Below are 19,274 nucleotides of genomic sequence, written 5' to 3' on the forward strand. Positions count from 1 at the left end.
CCAGGTAAACATTTATATTGCTATATCCCCTTTATATCTATCACTTTACCGCATTTGGAGCATAGTCCGTCATCCAGGTGCTCTATGAAAATGCCGCCGCTTCTTTTAATCAGAAGAGCTTTGCAATTGGGACAATATGTGTTTGTATCCTCACTCTGAAGATTGCCCACATACACATATTCCAGATTATTTGCTGCTATCTTCTTAAGATTCTTCAACGTCTCTGCGCTGGTGGGTTCCTCCTTCATCTTGTACATAGGAAAGTAGCGGGATAGATGAAGTGGAATTGAGGGCTTAATAGATGCAAGCCATCTCGAAAGCTCATCCATCTCCTTTTCGCTGTCATTGCGACCCGGGACAACGAGAGTGGTGATCTCCACATGACATTTCGAGGCAGCAGCCTCTACAGTGCGCTTCACATATTCAAGGCTCCCTCCGCAGACATCCCGGTAATATTCCTCTGTAAAGCCCTTTACATCAATATTCATTGCATCAATATAAGGCAGCAGCTCAGATAGCGGCTTTTCACCCATATAACCGTTGGTTACAAGTACGTTTCTATAGCCCTTGCCCTTAATGTACCTGGCAGTATCTAATACATACTCATACCAAATACTAGGCTCATTGTAAGTGTAAGCTATTCCTACACATTCCTCTTCCTGCCTGCACAAGCTAAGCAGATAGGCTTCGGAGGCTTCGTACAAGTTCCCCTCCCCTGCTTCCTCCACTGCGCCGCGCTGTGCAATGTGGTAGTTCTGGCAAAAGCTGCATCTAAAGTTGCAGCCAACAGTGCCCAAGGAAAGTATGTATTTACCGGGGAAGAAATGGTACAGCGGCTTTTTCTCCACTGGGTCCATTGCAACAGCAGAAATCTTTCCATAATTATGAGTGTAAAGGGTGCCTTCGATATTGTTTCTTACCCTGCATATCCCATATTTTCCCGGTGCAATGGTGCATTCGTGGGGACACAGCCTGCAGACCACATTCTGCCCTTCAAGCTTTTCATAATGCATTGCTTCTTTTAATTGACCCATAATGTATCACTCCATATACTTAATAGTGCCTTACAACCTCAAAACGTTCCATCTCATAGGCTTCTCCGCTTCTTATGCCCGCTTTCTGAAGTGAGATATCCACCTGATAATCAACTGTGTCTACCCCTTCAAGATTGGGAAGCAGCAAGCCAGACCTGCGTCCACTCCTTACAATCACCCCATATTTCTTCACGTCCAGCTCCTCTTTTGAGCTGATAGGCGTGGGCTCCATAAGGACATCCACAGAGTAATCCAGTTCATCAAGCTCATCTTCTTCTACAGGGGGAAACCTCGGGTCCCTGGTACCTGCGCTGACGGCATTCTGTATGATTTCCATAGCAATGCTGATAGTGGTTGGTCCTATAGTGCCGATGCAGCCTCGGAGCTCGCCGTATTTCTTGAGTGAAACAAAGACTCCCGCCCTTTCAGTGAGCATTTCAGCAGGCAAGTCTTTTGGCCCATGAATCTGCTTTCCTGTACGGACATATGTCTCTAGTGTTTCTATAGCCAACTTAACATAGGGGTCACTGCTTTTTACCGGCTTCTTGCCATCACAAGCCAAGGCATGGAGCTCTGCTATACAATAGCCTACTCCGAAAGGACCTTCGTAGGATAATATATCGCCCTTGACACTGCAGCCATCCAAACAGCCCATAAGCACCAGTGTGGAGTTGTAGCCGCACTCGCCTGCTGACTCCAAAAGCTCATCCGACATAGACATCAGCTCTTTTACTTCTCCTGACTTGATTATCTCTAAGTATTTTTCATCAAACTCTGAACCTCTGGGATCATAGCCCGCTGGAGCATCCTCTGTAAGTCTGTGTGAAAGATCGCCACTTGCTATTACAACTACTTTCCTGTCGAGCTCTGCTGCCGCATCCCTTATAGCTATGCCAAGCTTGTAATGCTGTTCTCTGGAAAGTAAGCTGTATGTGATATGTACCAGTTTGAATTCCTTATATCTCTTGCTTATGAAATAGAGGGGAACCATAGCTCCGTGGTCGAGTCCCGGTTCAAGCCCGTAGGTTTTTTTAACGTCTTCCTGCATTGGAACGCAATATGTTTTTTTCTTATCTGCCTGCTCCAATATTTTATCCACCAATTCCAAATCATTGTCAAAGCCCAGCTTTACCCCCGCGGCTCCAAATCTTGCCAGACTCCCCTCCAGCCTTTCATCTGATGCAATGGTCATTGCATCCTTTAGCAATGTACCATGAGGTGTGATGATGACAATTGTATCCGGCTGCATATCTGCTATATGCTCTGCAGCCTTCATGGCACCATCAATTGAGTTTTTCACCCTTCCGGTTTCCTCCTTCCCCACTTCCTCAATCATTATAGGTGGATGAGGAAAAATGAATGCACCCGCTATATTGCCCATATTCTGCACTCCTTCCAATACTTCTGAGTTTTAATATTGGTATGTTCCCCTGCTTGGCAGCGATTAATTCGTAACCATTCCAGAAAATAGATTATGAAAAAGGAAGCTGGGAGAGTTAACTCCTAGCTTCCTTTTTTTCCTGTGATTTCATCTATATCCAGCCTAAGAATTCCTACTCCTTCATAAACGCCGTCGTTTTTCAGCAGCCTTGCTTTTACCGGCTCCGGCACTTCTTCCAGGTGATCAATCAAAGTGACTAATGCATGCTTCTTCTCCTCCAGGTCTTCCACTAAATTCATGTTCCCCCAAAAAACAGCAGAGGCGTATTTGTGCTCGCACTCTCCAGCCATATAGCCCCCATCTACTATCACAGTAGCGCATACCTTGGGGTTTTCCTTTACAAAATCAATCTTCAAGCCGGTCTTGGCACTGTGAAAATAAAGTGAGTTTCTGCCCTCATCGTACCCATAGCTCAATGTGACTATATAAGGTTCGTTATTCCTGCACATTGAGATGACTGCATATTTGCCATTCTTTAGGATACCGGCCAGTTCCTCTTTGTCGGTAATCTCACGTTCCAACTTCCTCATATGATACTTCATCATCTGTTTCCACCTCATTCTTCATACTTTAAGCCTCTAACTAATATTATAGTATTATCGTATGTTTTTTAACAGCATACAAATTCATATATATGAAATTACTGTAAAATATCATATACTTTTCCTTTGACATCATACCTTCGAATCAATATAATACTTTAATGTATTATTAATTATTATGAAATAACCGTCCATTTGATTGGGAGATTCCACGTTGCAAGAACCGACCGCTCTAGCGATTTAATATAAAATGGAAATTTCCGTAAAGAAATATGCTATTTTTTTAACGTAAAATTTGAAAACCTATCGCATTTGTGAAATATATATTATATAATAATAATGAATATTATTATATTAATATTTTTTTGTTCCTTAATTAATTTAATATATACAAGGGGGTATTATCTTGTCAGACTTGAAAAAAATAGTCATACTTGGCGCAGGCTATGCTGGCGTCGAAGCAGCAAAGGTTCTGAGCAAGAAGTTTAAGAAGGATCACAGCGTTGAAATCACATTAATTAATGACAATCCTTTCCAGACTCTTCTCACTGAGCTGCATGAAATCGCAGGCCATAGAACAGAAAAGGAAAGCGTAATGGTAGATCTTTATAACGTATTTAAGGCTACCAAAGTTAATTTTGTAAGAGACAGAATCGAAAGCATCGATTACGAAGCAAAAACTCTTACATCAAACAAGGAAACATACAAATATGATTACCTTGTAATTGGTTGTGGGGCTGAACCGGCATACTTCGGAATTGAAGGTGTTAAAGAATATGGTTTTACCATATGGTCGCTTAAAGATGCATTAAAAATCAGAGAGCATGTTGAGAAGAGCTTCGAGACAGCAAGGGATGAAAGAGATGTAACAAAGAGAAAAGAACTTCTCAGCTTTGTTGTTGCCGGTGCAGGCTTCACAGGAATCGAAACTGTAGGTGAACTTTTCGAGTGGAAAGACGTTTTATGCGATAAATACGGAATCAATCCAAGTGAAGTTGGTATATACAATGTAGAAGCGATGCCAACAATACTGCCAATCTTGAGACCAAGCCTGCAGAAAAAAGCTGCAGATTTCCTTACAAAAAAAGGCGTAAAGCTAATGACAAACTCGCCTATAGTTAAGGCAACACCTGAAGGCATAGTACTCAAAGATGGACAGGAAATAAAAACAAAAACTCTTATCTGGACTTGCGGTGTACAGGGCAACAGCTTCACCGTATCAACAGGTCTTACTCAAGGTAAGAGGAACAGAGTACAGGTTAATGATTACATGCAGAGCATGGACAAAGAAGAAGTTTATCTTGTTGGTGACAACGCATATTACGAAATAGATGGAAAGCCGATACCTCAGATAGTTGAAACAGCTTTGCAGACAGGCGAATGTGCCGCTCACAACATTGCAGCTGCTATAACTAAAACTGAAAAGAAAAAATTCGCACTTAATACTCACGGTTTCATGGTTTCCATCGGAAGCCACTACTGTGTAGCAGAACTTATGGGTACTCCACTGTCAGGTTTCTTGGCTATGGCTTCCAAGCACTTGGTTAACCTCCATTATTTATGGGGTGTTGGCGGCTTGAGACTCGTATGGAACTACATGCTCCATGAATTCTTCCACATGAAGAACAACAGGTCATTCGTAGGCGGACACTTGGCACATAAAACACATACTTCATGGGCAGTGCTTCTTCGTTTATTCGTAGGCGTAATGTGGCTCATCGAAGGTATTAAGAAAGTTCAGGAAGGTTGGTTGGATCCTGCTGTTATTAAGATAGTACAGGTTGCAGGAACTTCAGGAGCATCAGCAGCAGAAGGTACCGAAGGCGCTGCACAGGCAGCTGCTCCGGTAGTGACACCAATACTTGCAAGTCCTCCAGCATTCTACCAATGGTTTACAGATGCAGTAGTAGCACCTAATGCATACTTGTTCCAATTAGCAGTTACATTCACTGAAATCGGAATAGGCTTGGCATTGATTGCCGGACTCTTTGTATTCTTTGCATCATTTGCTTCTTTATTCATGGTTGGAAACTTTGTTCTGTCAGCTATGGCAGGCTATGATATACTTTGGTACTTCTTCGCAGCTATCGCTCTTATGGGTGGCGCTGGCGGAGCATTCAGCCTCGACTACTATGTACAGCCATGGATCAAGAAAGCTTGGAAAAAAACGAACTTCGCACGTGGAAGCTATTTATACTTCGATTAATAAAAAAGGCTTCTATTAAAGCATTTTAACAACTAAGGAAGCCTTTTATGAAATGCACTTAACGGAAAGTGAAACATTAATGAAATTTATACTTTCCTATGCATTATAACTAATGATTTAAAAAATTAAACACCAGATTCCTGGTGTTTAATTTTTTTGCTTTTATTTGGGAATAATATATATAAGCTTTGCTATAAGAAAATCAATGTTTTAAGGAGTGAATTATTATGGAAGCAGGAGTAAGAAATAAAGTAACCGGTGAAATTGAGGAGATAAAATCCGATGAAATCATGGCAGAGGTCAAGATGAGGGGCACATGAAACGACAATACAATGAGATTCACGTCCGTGATGACGAGAGAAAGCCTTGACGATGCTGGTTTTAAAAAAGGCGACACAGTTGAAGCTTTAGTTAAAGCAATAAATGTAGTATTTGTGAAACATTAATAATAGCCGGAGCTTAATATCTCCGGCTATTATTATGAAGTTTTGTCAGTTCTTCTCTTTTATATGCTTGTAAAGCTCTCCATCGATTTCTCTAATGATTGAAGAAAGCTCCCCTTGATAATATATTATTAACCTATGCAATGCTCTAGTACAAAGTGTATACAAGAGTTTTCTGTCTCCTTCGGCATTATAATTCCCCTCATTAGCCCCATATACCAATACAGCATCAAACTCCAGGCCCTTGCATAGGTAAGAAGGGAGAATATTCACACCTTTCTTGTACATATCATCGTCTTTTGCAACCATGCTGATTTCAATTACTCCTTTAAGCAGCTTATATATCTGACTGCATTCCTCTGAGGTCTTGCACAGTATTGCTATGGAATCCATACCGCATCCAAGCAGCTCTTTAATATCAGCTGTTAATCGCTCTTTTACTTCACATGCCTCACTTAGGCCAACCACTTCCGGGAGCTTCCCCGCCCTGTTCAGGCCTTCTATTTCCTTATCAGATGGAAGCATTGCCTTTGTGAACTCAGTGATTTCTCTTGTGGACCGATAGGATTTGCTCAATCTGAGTACAGCCGAGTCAGCTCTTCCGAACACATCAGCAATTGCATCAAAGCTGACAGATTTTCTGTAAGGAATCATCAACTGATTCATATCTCCAAGTATTGTAAAGCTGCTTCCCGGAAACAGCCTCTTTAGAATCTCATACTGCAAAGGACTATAGTCCTGAGCTTCATCCACTACCACATGCTTGATGTCCGTTGTATCAGGCATGTCGTCTATTATGCATTTCAAATATGCAAGTACAGCAGAATCTTCATAGTTCATAACCCTGCTATTAAAATTGTCAATTGAATACCTTCTTATATCCTTAAGCTCATCCTCCTTCAGTCCAAAAGCCTTTCCTGATTCAAAATAGAAATCGCTCTCGAAAAAATTGCGATAAGCGTCGTATAAATCAACTTTGGTCATCCTGAATACTTTATCTCTTACTCCACTGAATTCCCTCCGGAGCTCCAGTCTTAATAATGCTGCCGCTTCCCTGGCTGTGCTATTGGAGTTATCAGCCTTCCTTTTCAGTTCAATCTTCTTTATCTCCTGGACTTTTGCCAATAGATAAAAGGCTCTCTCCCTCACAGCAGCCAAGCGCTTATTTACGGGAATACCCTTACTGCATGCATTATATACCTTCCTCAATTCGCTGCCTTTAATAGCAGTCTTCCCATCATAATAAATATTGCAAAGGTACTCTGCATTATCTGACAGCTCTCCAGCGAACTGCCTCACAGCATCAAGAAATTCTCTCGAATTCTTATACATGTAGCCTTTTCTCCTAATCTCATCAAAACGGCTGTTCTTATGTGATAAAAGATATTCCATATGATCATTCAGACTCTCGGTCCTGAACCCTCTCTTTATGAGCTTGGTTATATATTCTTCAAAGGTCGTCTGTATGACATTGCTCTCTCCCAACTCCGGCAGTACATTCGAGATATAATCATTAAAAATATGGCTTGGAGAAAATATTACTATATTACTTGAGGTAAGATTCCTATCCTTATACAGCAGGTAGGCTATCCGGTGCAAGGCTATGGAGGTTTTGCCGCTTCCAGCTGCACCCTGTACAATAAGCACGCTGCCCTCATCAAATCTTATAACTTTATTTTGTTCCTTCTGTATCGTTGTTACAATGCTTTTCATTTTTTCACTTGCATTGCCGCTCAATATCTCCTGAAGTATTTCATCATCAATCTTCACTGAACTGTCGAACATAGACAGCAGCTTTGAGTTCTTTATTTTAAACTGTCTGTTTAAAGATACATCCCCATGGACTGAGCCCTCATGAGTCTTGTACTCTGCCTTCCCATTCTCATATTCATAGAAAACACTTGATATTGGCGCTCTCCAGTCATGTATAACCACTTCCATAGTATCAGTGTTAATGAATGAATATAGACCAATATATATACTATCAATAGACTTATTGCCGTCCTCCATGAAATCAATCCTGGCAAAATACGGTGTGCACAGCAGCCTTCTATATTTATCAAGCAGAACTTTTGTAAATCTGTAGCTGTTCTCTTCATTTTTTATTGATGCTATATATTGGGTTGCTTCAATCATAGCTTCAGTCTCATTGCTCCCAAACCCATGTCTTGCGTTCTCCCACATATTTTTTCTTATAGATATTATCTCGCTTTTATAGCTATTTACTTCATTATCCTTCTTATCAATCTCTGCTTCCAGCAGTCCGCAAACCTCATTCAGATGGCTTTGTTCATATCTGTAGTCCGGATGTATTATGTCCATTAATTCTCCCCCGTTATTTAAATCATATGACAATAGTATATTATACTTTTTTACACATTAGTCAAGAAAAAAGAGATAAATACAAATACAATGATAACATTATCGTATTATCAACATATACTATAGTAATAATCCAGCTATATAAATCGCACAAAGAAGATTACGTTGAATAGCTGCGATTTACAACATCAATGAAAATGTTTCGCACTATTGAACTATTTTGTAATGGATTTAGTGCGAAACATATAAATCAGTGAATTGACAAGCGCAGTATTGTGCTGGGTCTATCAATAGACAATGGATGCAATCCATGGGGCAATTCTTCATAGAATGTTCTGTGGATTTTTATATTGAAAGGGATGGGCGCATGCAAGCTGATAATTATAGAAAGATAAGAAAGGTGCTTTGGCTCATATTGTTTGCAAATCTTGGAGTCGCAGCAATAAAAATAATCGCAGGCTATCTGATAAACAGCACAAGTCTCACAGCTGACGGTTTCCATTCACTTACAGACGGCTCCTCAAACATAGTGGGGCTTATCGGCATACACTTTGCTTCAAAGCCAGTCGATGAAGATCATCCATATGGGCATAGGAAATTTGAAACCTTGGCAGGCTTCCTTATCTCGGTGATGCTTTTTATACTTGCTGCAAGGGTTATATCAAGTGCGTTCATAGGCTTTGTCAAGCCAACGGTGCCTATCGTCACATTTGAAAGTATAATTGCAATCACAGCTACATTGGCAGTGAATATCTTTGTATCCAGATACGAATATCTGCAAGGTCAAAAACTCAACAGCACAATACTGACTTCAGATTCGCTGCATACAAGAAGCGATGTATTTATATCCATAGGCGTATTATTTACTTTAGTCTGCATCAAACTCGGAATCCCGCCAGTTATTGATTCAATTGCTTCGCTGGCAGTGTCAGGCTTTGTACTCCATGCTGCCTGTGAGATTTTCAACAATACCTGCGGGGTACTGCTGGATAAGGCGGCAGTTGATCCGGATAGAATAAAGAAAATAATAATGGACTTCGAGCAGGTGAAGGACGTGCACAAGATAAGGAGCAGAGGCTGTAATAGTGAGGTATTTGTCGACCTCCATATATTGGTCGACCCAGGTATAAACATAGCGGAATCCCATATGCTCATGCACAGCATTGAGAAAAAAGTATGCTCTGAACTTAGTACTCCACTGCAAATGATCATTCATATTGAACCATTTTATTAAAGTTGTTCTTTTCTATGCTCCTAATTGCTTGTACAAAAAAACTTCTACAGTTATTCCTGCAGAAGTTTTTTAGAACAGTTTATTTTAGTATCTGGCTTTCTGTTCCGTTCGGTTTAATTTTGTAAACCCCGTATCGCATTCCTCCAAAGCCTTCAAAATATACCCAGTCTCCTATGATATTGGTTCTAATTGCTTTGAAATCACCAACCTTCGTCTCACCGCTGCCGTCAGTTTTTGCCTTATAAAGAATATTATAATTATCATAGTCGGTGTAGTATACCCAATCTCCCGCGATAGTGAAGTTCCAGCTGCTAATTGTGGAAATCTTCTTCCTGGCTGTTTTGCCATCCAAAGATGCTTTGTAAACACAGTTAAAGTCATTTGAATTATCACTCAAGTAATATATGCTGTTATCTGCTATTATCATTTTTCTAAAAAAATTGTTGCTCAGCTTGGATTTCTCCGTGCCATCCAACTTCATCTTGTATAATCCACGTTTTGAGCTTTCATCATTATTGAAGTAAATCCAGTCCGCAATAATATTGATATCTTCAACTGCCTCAGTGCATAAAAGAGTCCTGCCGCTTCCATCTGTCTTCATCCTGTATAGCTTGTTCTCTGTATTATGCACATAGTATATCCAATCCCCTACAACATACATATATCTTGCAGGGTCTTCGCTGAGCTTGGTTTCCGCACTTCCGTTGTTCAAGCTTCTGTACATTTTCTCTTCAGCCATATAATATATCATGTTGCCAACTACATTGATATTATTAATTCTGTAAACGTACTTAATTATTTCTTTCCGTGAACCGTCTGTCTTTTGTCTGTATATAAGGGAGCCATCCTGATAAAACTCCCAATCGCCCTGTCTTGCTATAAATGCGTCATTCCGTAGATTCATATTACTGTTCCCCATGGTATTTACAGCGTCTTTTATAAGTTCAGAAGTGATATCCCCAGGAGTTTTTATCAAGAAATCCTTCATCTTTTGCTTTTCTGTCCCATCTGTCTTGGCTCTATTGAAAACATCGTCTTCCCTAAAGAAAATCAAGTCATCGATTATATGTATATTGGATGCAGCACCATCATCACTTAGTTTAATCATTCCTGTTCCATCAAGCTTGACTTTGTTGAGGCTGCCATCATAGAAGTTGCTGAAGTATATCCAATCACCACTAATGTTTTTGTAATAGGTATGAATATCATACACCTTAGTTTTCTGGGTTCCATTGGTTTTCATCTTATATAATTTCATATCTTCCATGGGAGAAGAAAAATAAATCCAATCTCCATAGACAGTAAAGTATGCAAATATACCACCCTGAGATATCAATTTCTTGCCGGTGCCATCAGTTTTAACTTTGGAGAGCTTTCCCCGCTCATCATAATATATATAATCTCCAACCACAACAAATTGAGTGACATCTTTACCTGCAAGCAGCTTTTTATTCTTTCCGTCGACACCGATTCTATATAATAATGGTCTAGGGGCACCCGAAGTGTAATAAATCCAGTTTCCTACCACATACGTACTTGCGACATATTTATCATTGCATATCCTTGTTTTGCCTGTGCCGTCAGTTTTGATTTTGTACATTGTTGAATCTTCATCGATATCTGTATAATATATCCAATCTCCTATAACATTTATATCCATTGACAAGTCATTATTTAGTTTCATATAACTGCTTCCATCTGTCTTCATCTTATAAAGCCTTCGACCATCCATATCGTTGGAAAAATATATCCATTCCCCTTGCTTTGCATAATAACCCGAGTTCGTTTGGTTGTCTTGTGTATTGCCGACCTTATTTATGTCCCCTTGGTCTGCTTGAAGGTTTATGGCTGCGCCGTTCATTACCGTGAATAAAGTCAGAATAGCAGCGAATACCGCTAAAATAATATGTCTTCTTCTCAAAATTGTACTCCTCCTTTGATATTGTAATAATCTAGAAATGGATAAATTCAATATACACTTTCCACCAATAATTACTATATGTTGATTATAACAATAATGTAATAATATGTAACTAATGCTAAAATACTATAGGAATGCTACTGCAGACCTATAATAGTCCGCTATGTATTAAACTATAATTAAAAATCGCTTTATGTTCACTCGCCATTTTCCAATTTTTGCGCTGGTTTGACATATATCTTTATATGTTATATAATATACATTATGTAAACACAGACATTCGCTGAATCCCGGTTTTACCGGGTACGGAGGAACCAATTCTGGGGTTAATCCATGGACAACCATGGTAGGGAACCTTCTGTCCCGAACCCGACAGCTAACTTCGGAAGCTAAGTTATGGAAGGAGTGTATTGTGTATGAAAAAGAATCTTAAGACCATTATCTGTGTTACTATTATTTCTTTGCTTCTTATTGGACAAACTATAGGTGTTTTTGCAGATACCTATTATGGGTTGCTAAAGTTTGGAAGCAGAGGTACATCTGTAGTGCAGTTGCAGCAAGCACTAAAAACCAAAGGATATCTCACGGGATCAACCGATGGGATATATGGTAAAATGACTGAAAATGCAGTAATCAAATTTCAGCAGGCTAATCATCTGAGAATCGACGGTTTTGCAGGCAGAGAAACTCAGTCAAAGCTTTTTACTGCTGCTACAGCTGCTGCAAGAGGGACAAGCTATACAGCAACTGATCTGTATTGGCTGTCAAGAATAATTCATGCAGAAGCAGAAGCCGAGCCTTACACAGGCAAGGTTGCAGTAGGTGATGTAATTTTGAATAGAGTTAAGTCAAGCCTATTCCCAAATACAATTAAAGGCGTAATATTCGAGTATTATAAAGGTATTCCTCAGTTCAGCCCAGTTGCAGATGGTACTATTTATAATACCCCGAATGCAGATAGTATAAAAGCTGCAAAAGCTGCCATGAGTGGTACAAGCGTAGTTGGAAGCGCAACATATTTCTTCAATCCTGACAAGTCAGAAGGTACATGGATTGTTGAAAATAAAACTTTAGTAAAAAGAATTGGTGATCATGTGTTTTACAGATAAATAAAAAAACGAAGACACGAAATTTCGTGTCTTCGTTTTTTATTTATTTAAATATTAACTCTCTTCCAGAAAGAAGGTATCCCAAGAAGTAGAATTGGATATATCTCCAGTCTCCCGATTATCATACACATGGACAAGACTATCTTGCTGAGATTTGACAGTGATGAGTAATTTCCTACTGCACCGACCGCGCCGAAGCCAGGCCCTACATTACCCAGCGTTGCTGCCACAGAAGTTATTGTTGTTGCCCAGTCCAGGTTATCAAGGGAAACAACAAGCACAGCTGCAATGAATATTATTATGTACATGAAAAAGAATCCCAATACCTCTGATATTGTCCTCTCTTCCACCGCTCTGCTGCCCAGTCTCACTGAATAAACTGCCTTAGGATGTATTATTTGCAGCAGTTCTCTTTTCATAACCTTAAAGAGCAGCAGGAACCTGATATTCTTTATAGCGCCGCCTGTGGAGCCTGCACAGCCGCCAACAAACATCAGCATGAAAAGAATTATCTTGCTGAACATTCCCCACTTTTCAGTATCAGTTGATGCATAACCTGTTGTACTTATAATGGTGACAACCTGAAAAGATGAATGCCGCAGTGATTCCCATAGGTCGCTGAATACATTCCCATAAAGGTTTATTGTGATTAAAAGAATCGATACCAACACTACTCCGGAATAAAAACGGAATTCCTCATCTTTAAAGGGTGCTTTGAGGTCACCCTTAAGCATTTGATAATATAGCGTAAAATTCGCACCGCAAATAAATGTGAATATTGTTATGATTATCTCTACTGGTAAATTATTATAACTTCCAACACTGGAGTTCATATTGGAAAATCCTCCGGTACCAACAGTACCAAAGGTATGAATTGCTGAATCAAAAAGAGACAAACCTGCGATTTTCAGTAATATGATTTCTACAACAGTAATTACTATATATATGCCATATAGGATTTTCGCAGTTTCACCCACTCTTGGCACGATTTTACCTGGAGATGGCCCAGGGCTTTCCGCCTTCATCATCTGTACTGCACCGGCACCTGCTGAGGGCAGAATTGCTAAAGTCAGCACTATAACACCCATTCCGCCAACCCAGTGAGTAAAGCTCCTCCAAAAAAGTATTCCCTGTGGAAGTCCCTCTATCTGAGTCAAAATACTGGCACCAGTGGTTGTAAACCCCGAGCTGGTTTCAAAAAAGCTGTCAATAAAGGAAGGTATTGCTCCGCTTATAACAAAAGGAAACGAGCCGAAAAACGAAAGGAGTATCCAGCCTAAAGCAACAATAGCAAAGCCGTCACGGGCATACATGCTCCTCTTACCAGTTTTTAAAAATAGCAATGGCGCTCCTGCTAAGCCCGTTATCAAAATGCTGAGACCAAAAGCTGCGATATCCGTCCCATGATAATATACTGCAACTGCAAGCGAAGGCAACATCAATAATGCTTCGCATACCAGCAGCATACCAAGGATTCTTGCTACTATTCTAAAGTTCACTCTATATTCCTCCTGCAGAGTTAGCCGCTACCTCATTCAAGCTGGAAATGTCCTTATTCTTCGAAATAACAATAACCCTGTCACCCTCTCTGATAATATCATTACCATGAGGTATAACGACTTCTTTTTTTCTGACAATTGTCGCTATAATAACATCTTTTGGCAGTCCAAGCTTCTTAATTTTAGTATTAAGTATCGTGCTTGAGCTGTCTGCAATTATCTCTGTGATTTCAGCCTGTCCCTCTATAATTCTGTATAGAGATTCGACATTATTGCCACGGACAAATTTTAATATATGATTTGTCGTAATCAGCTTTGGACTTATCACGCTGTCAATACCCAAGCTTTTTATTATGTTGACATAGTTTACCCTGCTGACTTTTGCAATTACTTTTTTTACTCCGTTCTGCTTTGCCAGGAGTGCTGACATGAGGTTTTCCTCGTCCATTCCCGTCATAGCAATGAAGCCATCCATCTCACTGATATTCTCTGATATCAGCAATTCTTCATCAGTTCCATCTCCATGTATTACAAGTACCTCCGGCAGCATCTCTGACAGCTGCACACACTTCTCTCTGTCAAACTCGATCAACTTTACCTTAATATCCATTTCTGTAAGTATCTTTGCAAGGTAAATTGTAATTCGGCCGCCTCCTGCAATCATTACGTTTCTTATCTTCTGCGGGCACCTATCTGCCAGCTTGCAGAAATTGTACAGATTGGACGGCTTGCCTATTACATATATGCTGTCATTTTCCTTAATTACAAAATCTCCATTAGGGACAATAACCTCTTCATCTCTTATTACAACCCCAATCAGAACTGCGGAAATAAGCTTGTTGCTGATATCCTTTAAGGGTTCACCAATTATCCCCATTTCCTTTGTGGCTTTTATCTCAACCATTTTTACTCTTCCCTTGGCAAAGTTCTCTACATTGATAGCGATAGGGAAGTTGAGCACATTTGCAATTTCTTCTGCTGCTGCCTGCTCCGGATTAATAATAAGATCCAAATCAAGCTCCTCCTTTAAAAGGGAAAGCTCATGAGCATATTCTGGGTCTCTTATCCTTGCTATTGTTTGCTTGACCCCAAGCTTTTTTCCCGTAAGACAGCAGACCATGTTGACCTCGTCACTGCTTGTAACAGCAATCAGCAGATCGGTAGTATCTATTCCAGCTTCCATAAGTATATTTGTACTGACGCCGCTTCCTCTGATGCAAAGCACCTCAAGGTTCTCCTCTGCTTTACTCAAAGCAGCAAGATTCTTGTCAATAATAATCACATCATGCTTGCTCTTTGACAAGCTTTCTGCCAGGCTGTATCCGACTTTCCCGGCACCTATTATAATTATTTTCATACCTCAAGCCCCTTTAACTATTACATTCTGAAAAGAACACTGTTTTCAAAAACATTATTTAACTGTGTTTTAAGTCCTGTGACAATCTCCTCATCATCAGTCATCACTGCACATTCAAAGCTAGTAATTAACATATTCAAGCTGTTCAACCTGCTTGAGAATGAAAGTATAAATGCATGTCCATCTAATAATATAAGGTTATTTGTCAATGAGTTGTTAACTCGCACCTCTCCACCTGCTTTACAAATATTTCTCAGCAGGGTCAAGGATATATCGCCTTTAAAAAGCAGTTTTGGTATAATTACTTTACAAGAACTGCTGCATTGCTTATCAATGATTAACGAAATCATATCTTCATGCAGAGATTTAGCCCATATTCCCGAAACCATAATATCCGGTTTTGGGTTAACATTAAGTAAAGCTTCCACGGTGTCTAACAGCTGCTGTTTAGTTGCCATATAGCGAATTTTACTACTCATTATCGCACCTCCTAATTTTCTTATGATTAAGAAACACTTATGCTATAGTATCATTCTACAGATAACTGTCATTATTAGCAAGTTTAATCAATTAACAAGTTTTTACTATAAGGCTCTTCTTCTTGGATATCTGCTGAAATCTTCATACTATCTTCATATTTCTGTCTTATGATTAAAATAACCATAACTATAGCTTTTTTTAACAGGAGGTTGTACCATATGTATAACGACACTGTGCTGGACCATTTCTCAGATCCTAGAAATGTCGGGACAATACCTGATGCAGATGGAACCGGCAGCTCTGGCAATGCTTCCGATGGGGATAGGATAACAATTTATATTAAAGTGAAGGGCTCTACACTTATTGACGTAAAATGCAAGGTCTTTGGATGCGCAGCTGCAATAGCAGCAGGCAGTATGGTTACGCTCCTTGCAATTGGCAAAGGTCTGGAGGAAGCTCTGGAGATATCAAACGAAGGTGTAGCAGAGGCTTTGGGTGGCCTGCCGGAAAAGAAACTTTTGTGTTCCAATGTTGCAGCAACTGCGCTGCACAATGCGATATATGACTATAGAGAAAAGCTCTAAAGGTAAGCTTCGGCTTTTAGGAGGTGTAACAATTGATACTTACAAAGGACCAGATAAACAGATATATGAGACATATTGCAATGCCCGAAATAAGCGGCCAAGGACAGAAAAAGATTCTTGGTTCCTCGGTGGTTTTCTACTGTGAAGACTATAATAAGGAATCCCTTGCATTATATTACCTTGCAGCCTCAGGAGTGGGGCAAATTTACTGCCGCTTCAACGACGCTTCTGGCTGGGAGAAGCTTTCTGACAATCTATCGGATTTAAATAGTGATGTCAAAATCCAGCTCCTGACTGAAGAGGCTTTACAATACTCAGAGGGACAATCTGTGACTGGTATTATTGCAGGCAATCCGGGTTTTGTTAAGAAAACCTTAGAGGGCATCATAAAATCAGGCTATGATAAAAATCCTATGCCATTGATAGTATCCATGCATAATGGATGGAATGGGCTTGTACAAACTCTCACGAGCCAGGTTAATCTTGAAGAATTCATATCAGTGATGGCAGACTATGAAGATTGCAACAGCTGCTTCGGTAATTTGGGCTGCTCTGATAATCTGTCTGCCTACTTTTCGGGCTTGATGGCTGTTATTGAGCACCTCAAGCTGACTTTATCCCTTGGAAAACCGCTTTCCAACGCACTTTATTATGACCTTTCAGCTGTAGAGTTTGATTTTACCAGCAGCTCAGCTGATTTGCTTCATAAACTGCTGAGTACAAGGGTGATAGAAACCGACCTTACCCCTCTTGCTGATGCGAGGGTATTAATAATCGGCTGCGGCGGATTAGGCTCGACCGCTGCTTTTGCCCTTGCCGCCTTAGGTATAGGCAGCTTGGGGCTTGTAGATTTTGATACAGTCGAAATTAGCAATCTTAACCGACAGATTATGCACTCCACCTCGAGGATTGGCATGCCTAAGGTGCAATCAGCAGAAATATTTCTCAAGCAAATAAATCCCGATGTCAAGCTGGAAACATATAATACAAGGATTCGCAAAGGAAATGTGAATGATATCATTAGTTCATATGATATCATAATCGGAGGCCTTGATAATCTGCCAGCCAGATATATACTGAACGATGCTTGCTATGCTGCAAAGAAACCCTTGATTGAAGCCGGTGCACTTGATATTTCAGGTCTTGCAACAACTATCATTCCTGATGAGGGACACTGCTACCGCTGTATCTTCCCAGAGACTGAAGATAATAATTCAGTGCCTTCCTGCTCCGAAACAGGCGTATTGGGCCCTGTGCCGGGGATAATGGGGATCGTAGAAGCAGCAGAAGCAATAAAACTTCTGACAGGTACCGGAAAGTCACTTAAGAACAGGATACTTCTTTTTGATGTATTTGAAACCGACATTTATGTTGCCTCTCATGAAAAAAATAAATATTGTGAATTATGTGGGAATATATAAAGAATCCGTCAGATATGAGATACAAGACTCGAGGCCCGAGAAAGTCAGGGTATTCCTTACGGGTATAGGTACGAAAACCACGGAATACACGGATGTTCCACGGAATCACACGGTAACTAATATTATTTATCCGCCGTGAATTCAGTGGGTTTCAGTGTCTTCAGTGGTTCCCGTCGATTCGTTCCCTTATTACGTTTTTTATTTATTACAGCTGCTGAAACAGAACTGTTGAAAGGTAGCGCTCCCCAGTATCCGGCAGAAGTACAATAATGTTTTTCCCTGAGTTTTCAGGTCTCTTGGCAACCTCGGTTGCTGCATGCAGTGCAGCTCCTGAGGATATACCCATCAGCAAGCCTTCTGTTCCCGCAAGCTTTCTAGCGGCAGCAAAAGCTTCTTCATTTTTCACTCTGAAAATCTCATCAATAACGTCTTTATTCAGTATGACAGGAACAAAACCTGCTCCTATTCCCTGAAGCTTATGAGGACCCGGGTTGCCCCCTGATAATACAGGAGAGTCATCTGGCTCCACTGCGATAATCTTTATATTCGGGTTCTTAGCTTTAAGTGCTTCGCCAACTCCCGTGATAGTTCCACCAGTACCAACTCCGGCGATGAATATATCTACCTGACCATCTGTATCTCTCCAAATCTCTTCTGCAGTTGTACTTCTGTGAATCTCCGGGTTAGCCGGATTCTTAAACTGCTGTGGCATAAAAGCGGCAGGAGTTTCTGCAACCAGTTCTTCAGCTTTCTTTATTGCCCCTTTCATTCCTTCAGCGCCGGGAGTAAGGACCAGCTCTGCTCCAAGTGCTGAAAGGAGGCTTCTCCTTTCAATGCTCATTGTATCCGGCATAGTAAGAATAAGCTTATACCCCTTTGCTGCCGAAACAAATGCCAGAGCTATTCCAGTATTGCCGCTTGTAGGCTCGATTATTACTGTATTCTTATTAATAAGCCCCTTATCTTCAGCGTCTTTAATCATTGCATAGCCTATTCTGTCCTTGACGCTTCCTCCAGGATTGAAATATTCGAGCTTGGCAATAATTTTCCCATTGACGCCATTTTGCTCATTGTAATTCACAATTTCCAGAAGTGGTGTATTACCTATAAGTTCAGTAATACTTTTTGATACTTTTCTCATGATTATTTACCTCCAAAATAAATATTATTTTTCCTATTTGAATAGTATGCTTTTGTTTAAAAAATTATATGTAATACATATCAGCTTGTTTGTTTGTCATCTTTTTATATTCATTCATCAAATCTTCCAAATTGATCTTATCTACTACGTCATTGATACTGGAATTTATTGTGTTCCAAACCTTTTCCCTTATACAGTCTTCAATTTTATCGTTGGTTTTTTCCTCCAAGCTTTTCTCATCTATTATAGAAAGATTCCCCTCCAGAGCCCTTAACACCGCACCAACGGTAATGCTTGCAGGTCTATCCGCTAATGCATACCCACCCTGCGCTCCTTTGATGCTATTGATTAATCCTGCTTTTCTCAGTGTCGAGAAAACCTGCTCCAGATAACCTTCAGATACGTTCTGCCTTTCGGCTATGCTTTTCAAGGATAAATGATCTCCTGCCGAATATACAGCAAGGTCAACCATTGCTCTCAATCCATATCTGCCTTTTGTCGAAATCTTCATTTGCATCTCCCACTATACCCATAGGTTTT

Annotated in this window: 15 protein-coding genes and 1 riboswitch; of the genes, 5 read left to right on the top strand and 10 right to left on the bottom strand. The window is 40.2% G+C overall.

From position 1 onward, the window contains the following. Positions 1-20 precede the first annotated feature (20 nt). From amrS to VEB00_16535, 3 genes are all read right to left on the bottom strand, one after another. The gene (gene amrS, locus VEB00_16525; protein ID HYF84609.1) at positions 21-1,034 is read right to left on the bottom strand and encodes an AmmeMemoRadiSam system radical SAM enzyme; all 1,014 of its coding nucleotides are present in this window, start codon (positions 1,032-1,034) and stop codon (positions 21-23) included. A gap of 19 nt (positions 1,035-1,053) precedes the next feature. Beyond that, the gene (amrA, locus tag VEB00_16530; protein HYF84610.1) at positions 1,054-2,415 is read right to left on the bottom strand and encodes an AmmeMemoRadiSam system protein A; all 1,362 of its coding nucleotides are present in this window, start codon (positions 2,413-2,415) and stop codon (positions 1,054-1,056) included. A gap of 122 nt (positions 2,416-2,537) precedes the next feature. Further along, complete coding sequence (locus VEB00_16535; GenBank protein HYF84611.1) at positions 2,538-3,020, bottom strand: pyridoxamine 5'-phosphate oxidase family protein; 483 nt, start codon at positions 3,018-3,020, stop codon at positions 2,538-2,540. Between the two features lie 403 nt (positions 3,021-3,423). Between VEB00_16535 and VEB00_16540 the strand changes: the two genes are divergently transcribed. Further along, positions 3,424-5,223, top strand: a complete 1,800-nt coding sequence (locus VEB00_16540) for an FAD-dependent oxidoreductase (GenBank protein HYF84612.1) — start codon at positions 3,424-3,426, stop codon at positions 5,221-5,223. Positions 5,224-5,714: 491 nt separating this feature from the next. Here the strand turns inward: VEB00_16540 and VEB00_16545 are convergent, their stop codons facing one another. Next, positions 5,715-7,988, bottom strand: coding sequence for a UvrD-helicase domain-containing protein (locus VEB00_16545; protein ID HYF84613.1), 2,274 nt, complete (start codon positions 7,986-7,988; stop codon positions 5,715-5,717). A gap of 367 nt (positions 7,989-8,355) precedes the next feature. Between VEB00_16545 and VEB00_16550 the strand changes: the two genes are divergently transcribed. Further along, positions 8,356-9,222, top strand: a complete 867-nt coding sequence (locus VEB00_16550; protein ID HYF84614.1) for a cation diffusion facilitator family transporter — start codon at positions 8,356-8,358, stop codon at positions 9,220-9,222. Between the two features lie 79 nt (positions 9,223-9,301). Here the strand turns inward: VEB00_16550 and VEB00_16555 are convergent, their stop codons facing one another. Further along, complete coding sequence (locus tag VEB00_16555) at positions 9,302-11,143, bottom strand: DUF5050 domain-containing protein (protein HYF84615.1); 1,842 nt, start codon at positions 11,141-11,143, stop codon at positions 9,302-9,304. A gap of 271 nt (positions 11,144-11,414) precedes the next feature. Then, a riboswitch (cyclic di-AMP (ydaO/yuaA leader) is annotated at positions 11,415-11,551 on the top strand. Between the two features lie 8 nt (positions 11,552-11,559). Between VEB00_16555 and VEB00_16560 the strand changes: the two genes are divergently transcribed. Beyond that, entirely contained in the window at positions 11,560-12,252 is a 693-nt protein-coding gene (locus VEB00_16560; protein HYF84616.1) for a cell wall hydrolase, read from the top strand. A 47-nt stretch (positions 12,253-12,299) separates the two neighbouring features. On the opposite strand, the gene VEB00_16565 is transcribed toward VEB00_16560, so the two are convergent. Genes VEB00_16565 through VEB00_16575 form a run of 3 tightly spaced genes read right to left on the bottom strand, consistent with a single transcriptional unit; the run spans position 12,300 to position 15,587 of the window. Further along, complete coding sequence (locus VEB00_16565; GenBank protein ID HYF84617.1) at positions 12,300-13,751, bottom strand: TrkH family potassium uptake protein; 1,452 nt, start codon at positions 13,749-13,751, stop codon at positions 12,300-12,302. Between the two features lies 1 nt (position 13,752). After that, entirely contained in the window at positions 13,753-15,108 is a 1,356-nt protein-coding gene (gene trkA, locus VEB00_16570; protein ID HYF84618.1) for a Trk system potassium transporter TrkA, read from the bottom strand. 20 nt (positions 15,109-15,128) lie between these two features. Further along, positions 15,129-15,587, bottom strand: coding sequence for a hypothetical protein (locus VEB00_16575; protein ID HYF84619.1), 459 nt, complete (start codon positions 15,585-15,587; stop codon positions 15,129-15,131). 219 nt (positions 15,588-15,806) lie between these two features. Between VEB00_16575 and VEB00_16580 the strand changes: the two genes are divergently transcribed. Both VEB00_16580 and VEB00_16585 read left to right on the top strand, forming a co-directional pair. Further along, a complete protein-coding gene (locus tag VEB00_16580) occupies positions 15,807-16,172 on the top strand; it encodes an iron-sulfur cluster assembly scaffold protein (GenBank protein HYF84620.1) in 366 nt (121 codons plus the stop codon). Positions 16,173-16,204: 32 nt separating this feature from the next. Further along, the gene (locus tag VEB00_16585) at positions 16,205-17,593 is read left to right on the top strand and encodes a ThiF family adenylyltransferase (GenBank protein ID HYF84621.1); all 1,389 of its coding nucleotides are present in this window, start codon (positions 16,205-16,207) and stop codon (positions 17,591-17,593) included. 205 nt (positions 17,594-17,798) lie between these two features. Here the strand turns inward: VEB00_16585 and cysK are convergent, their stop codons facing one another. Both cysK and VEB00_16595 read right to left on the bottom strand, forming a co-directional pair. Continuing rightward, positions 17,799-18,734: a cysteine synthase A gene (cysK, locus tag VEB00_16590; protein ID HYF84622.1), complete on the bottom strand. Its 936-nt coding sequence runs from the start codon at positions 18,732-18,734 to the stop codon at positions 17,799-17,801. A gap of 64 nt (positions 18,735-18,798) precedes the next feature. After that, a complete protein-coding gene (locus tag VEB00_16595; protein HYF84623.1) occupies positions 18,799-19,245 on the bottom strand; it encodes an Rrf2 family transcriptional regulator in 447 nt (148 codons plus the stop codon). Positions 19,246-19,274: the final 29 nt, after the last annotated feature.

Source organism: Clostridia bacterium (genome assembly GCA_035628995.1).
Classification (GTDB): domain Bacteria; phylum Bacillota; class Clostridia; order Lutisporales; family Lutisporaceae; genus BRH-c25.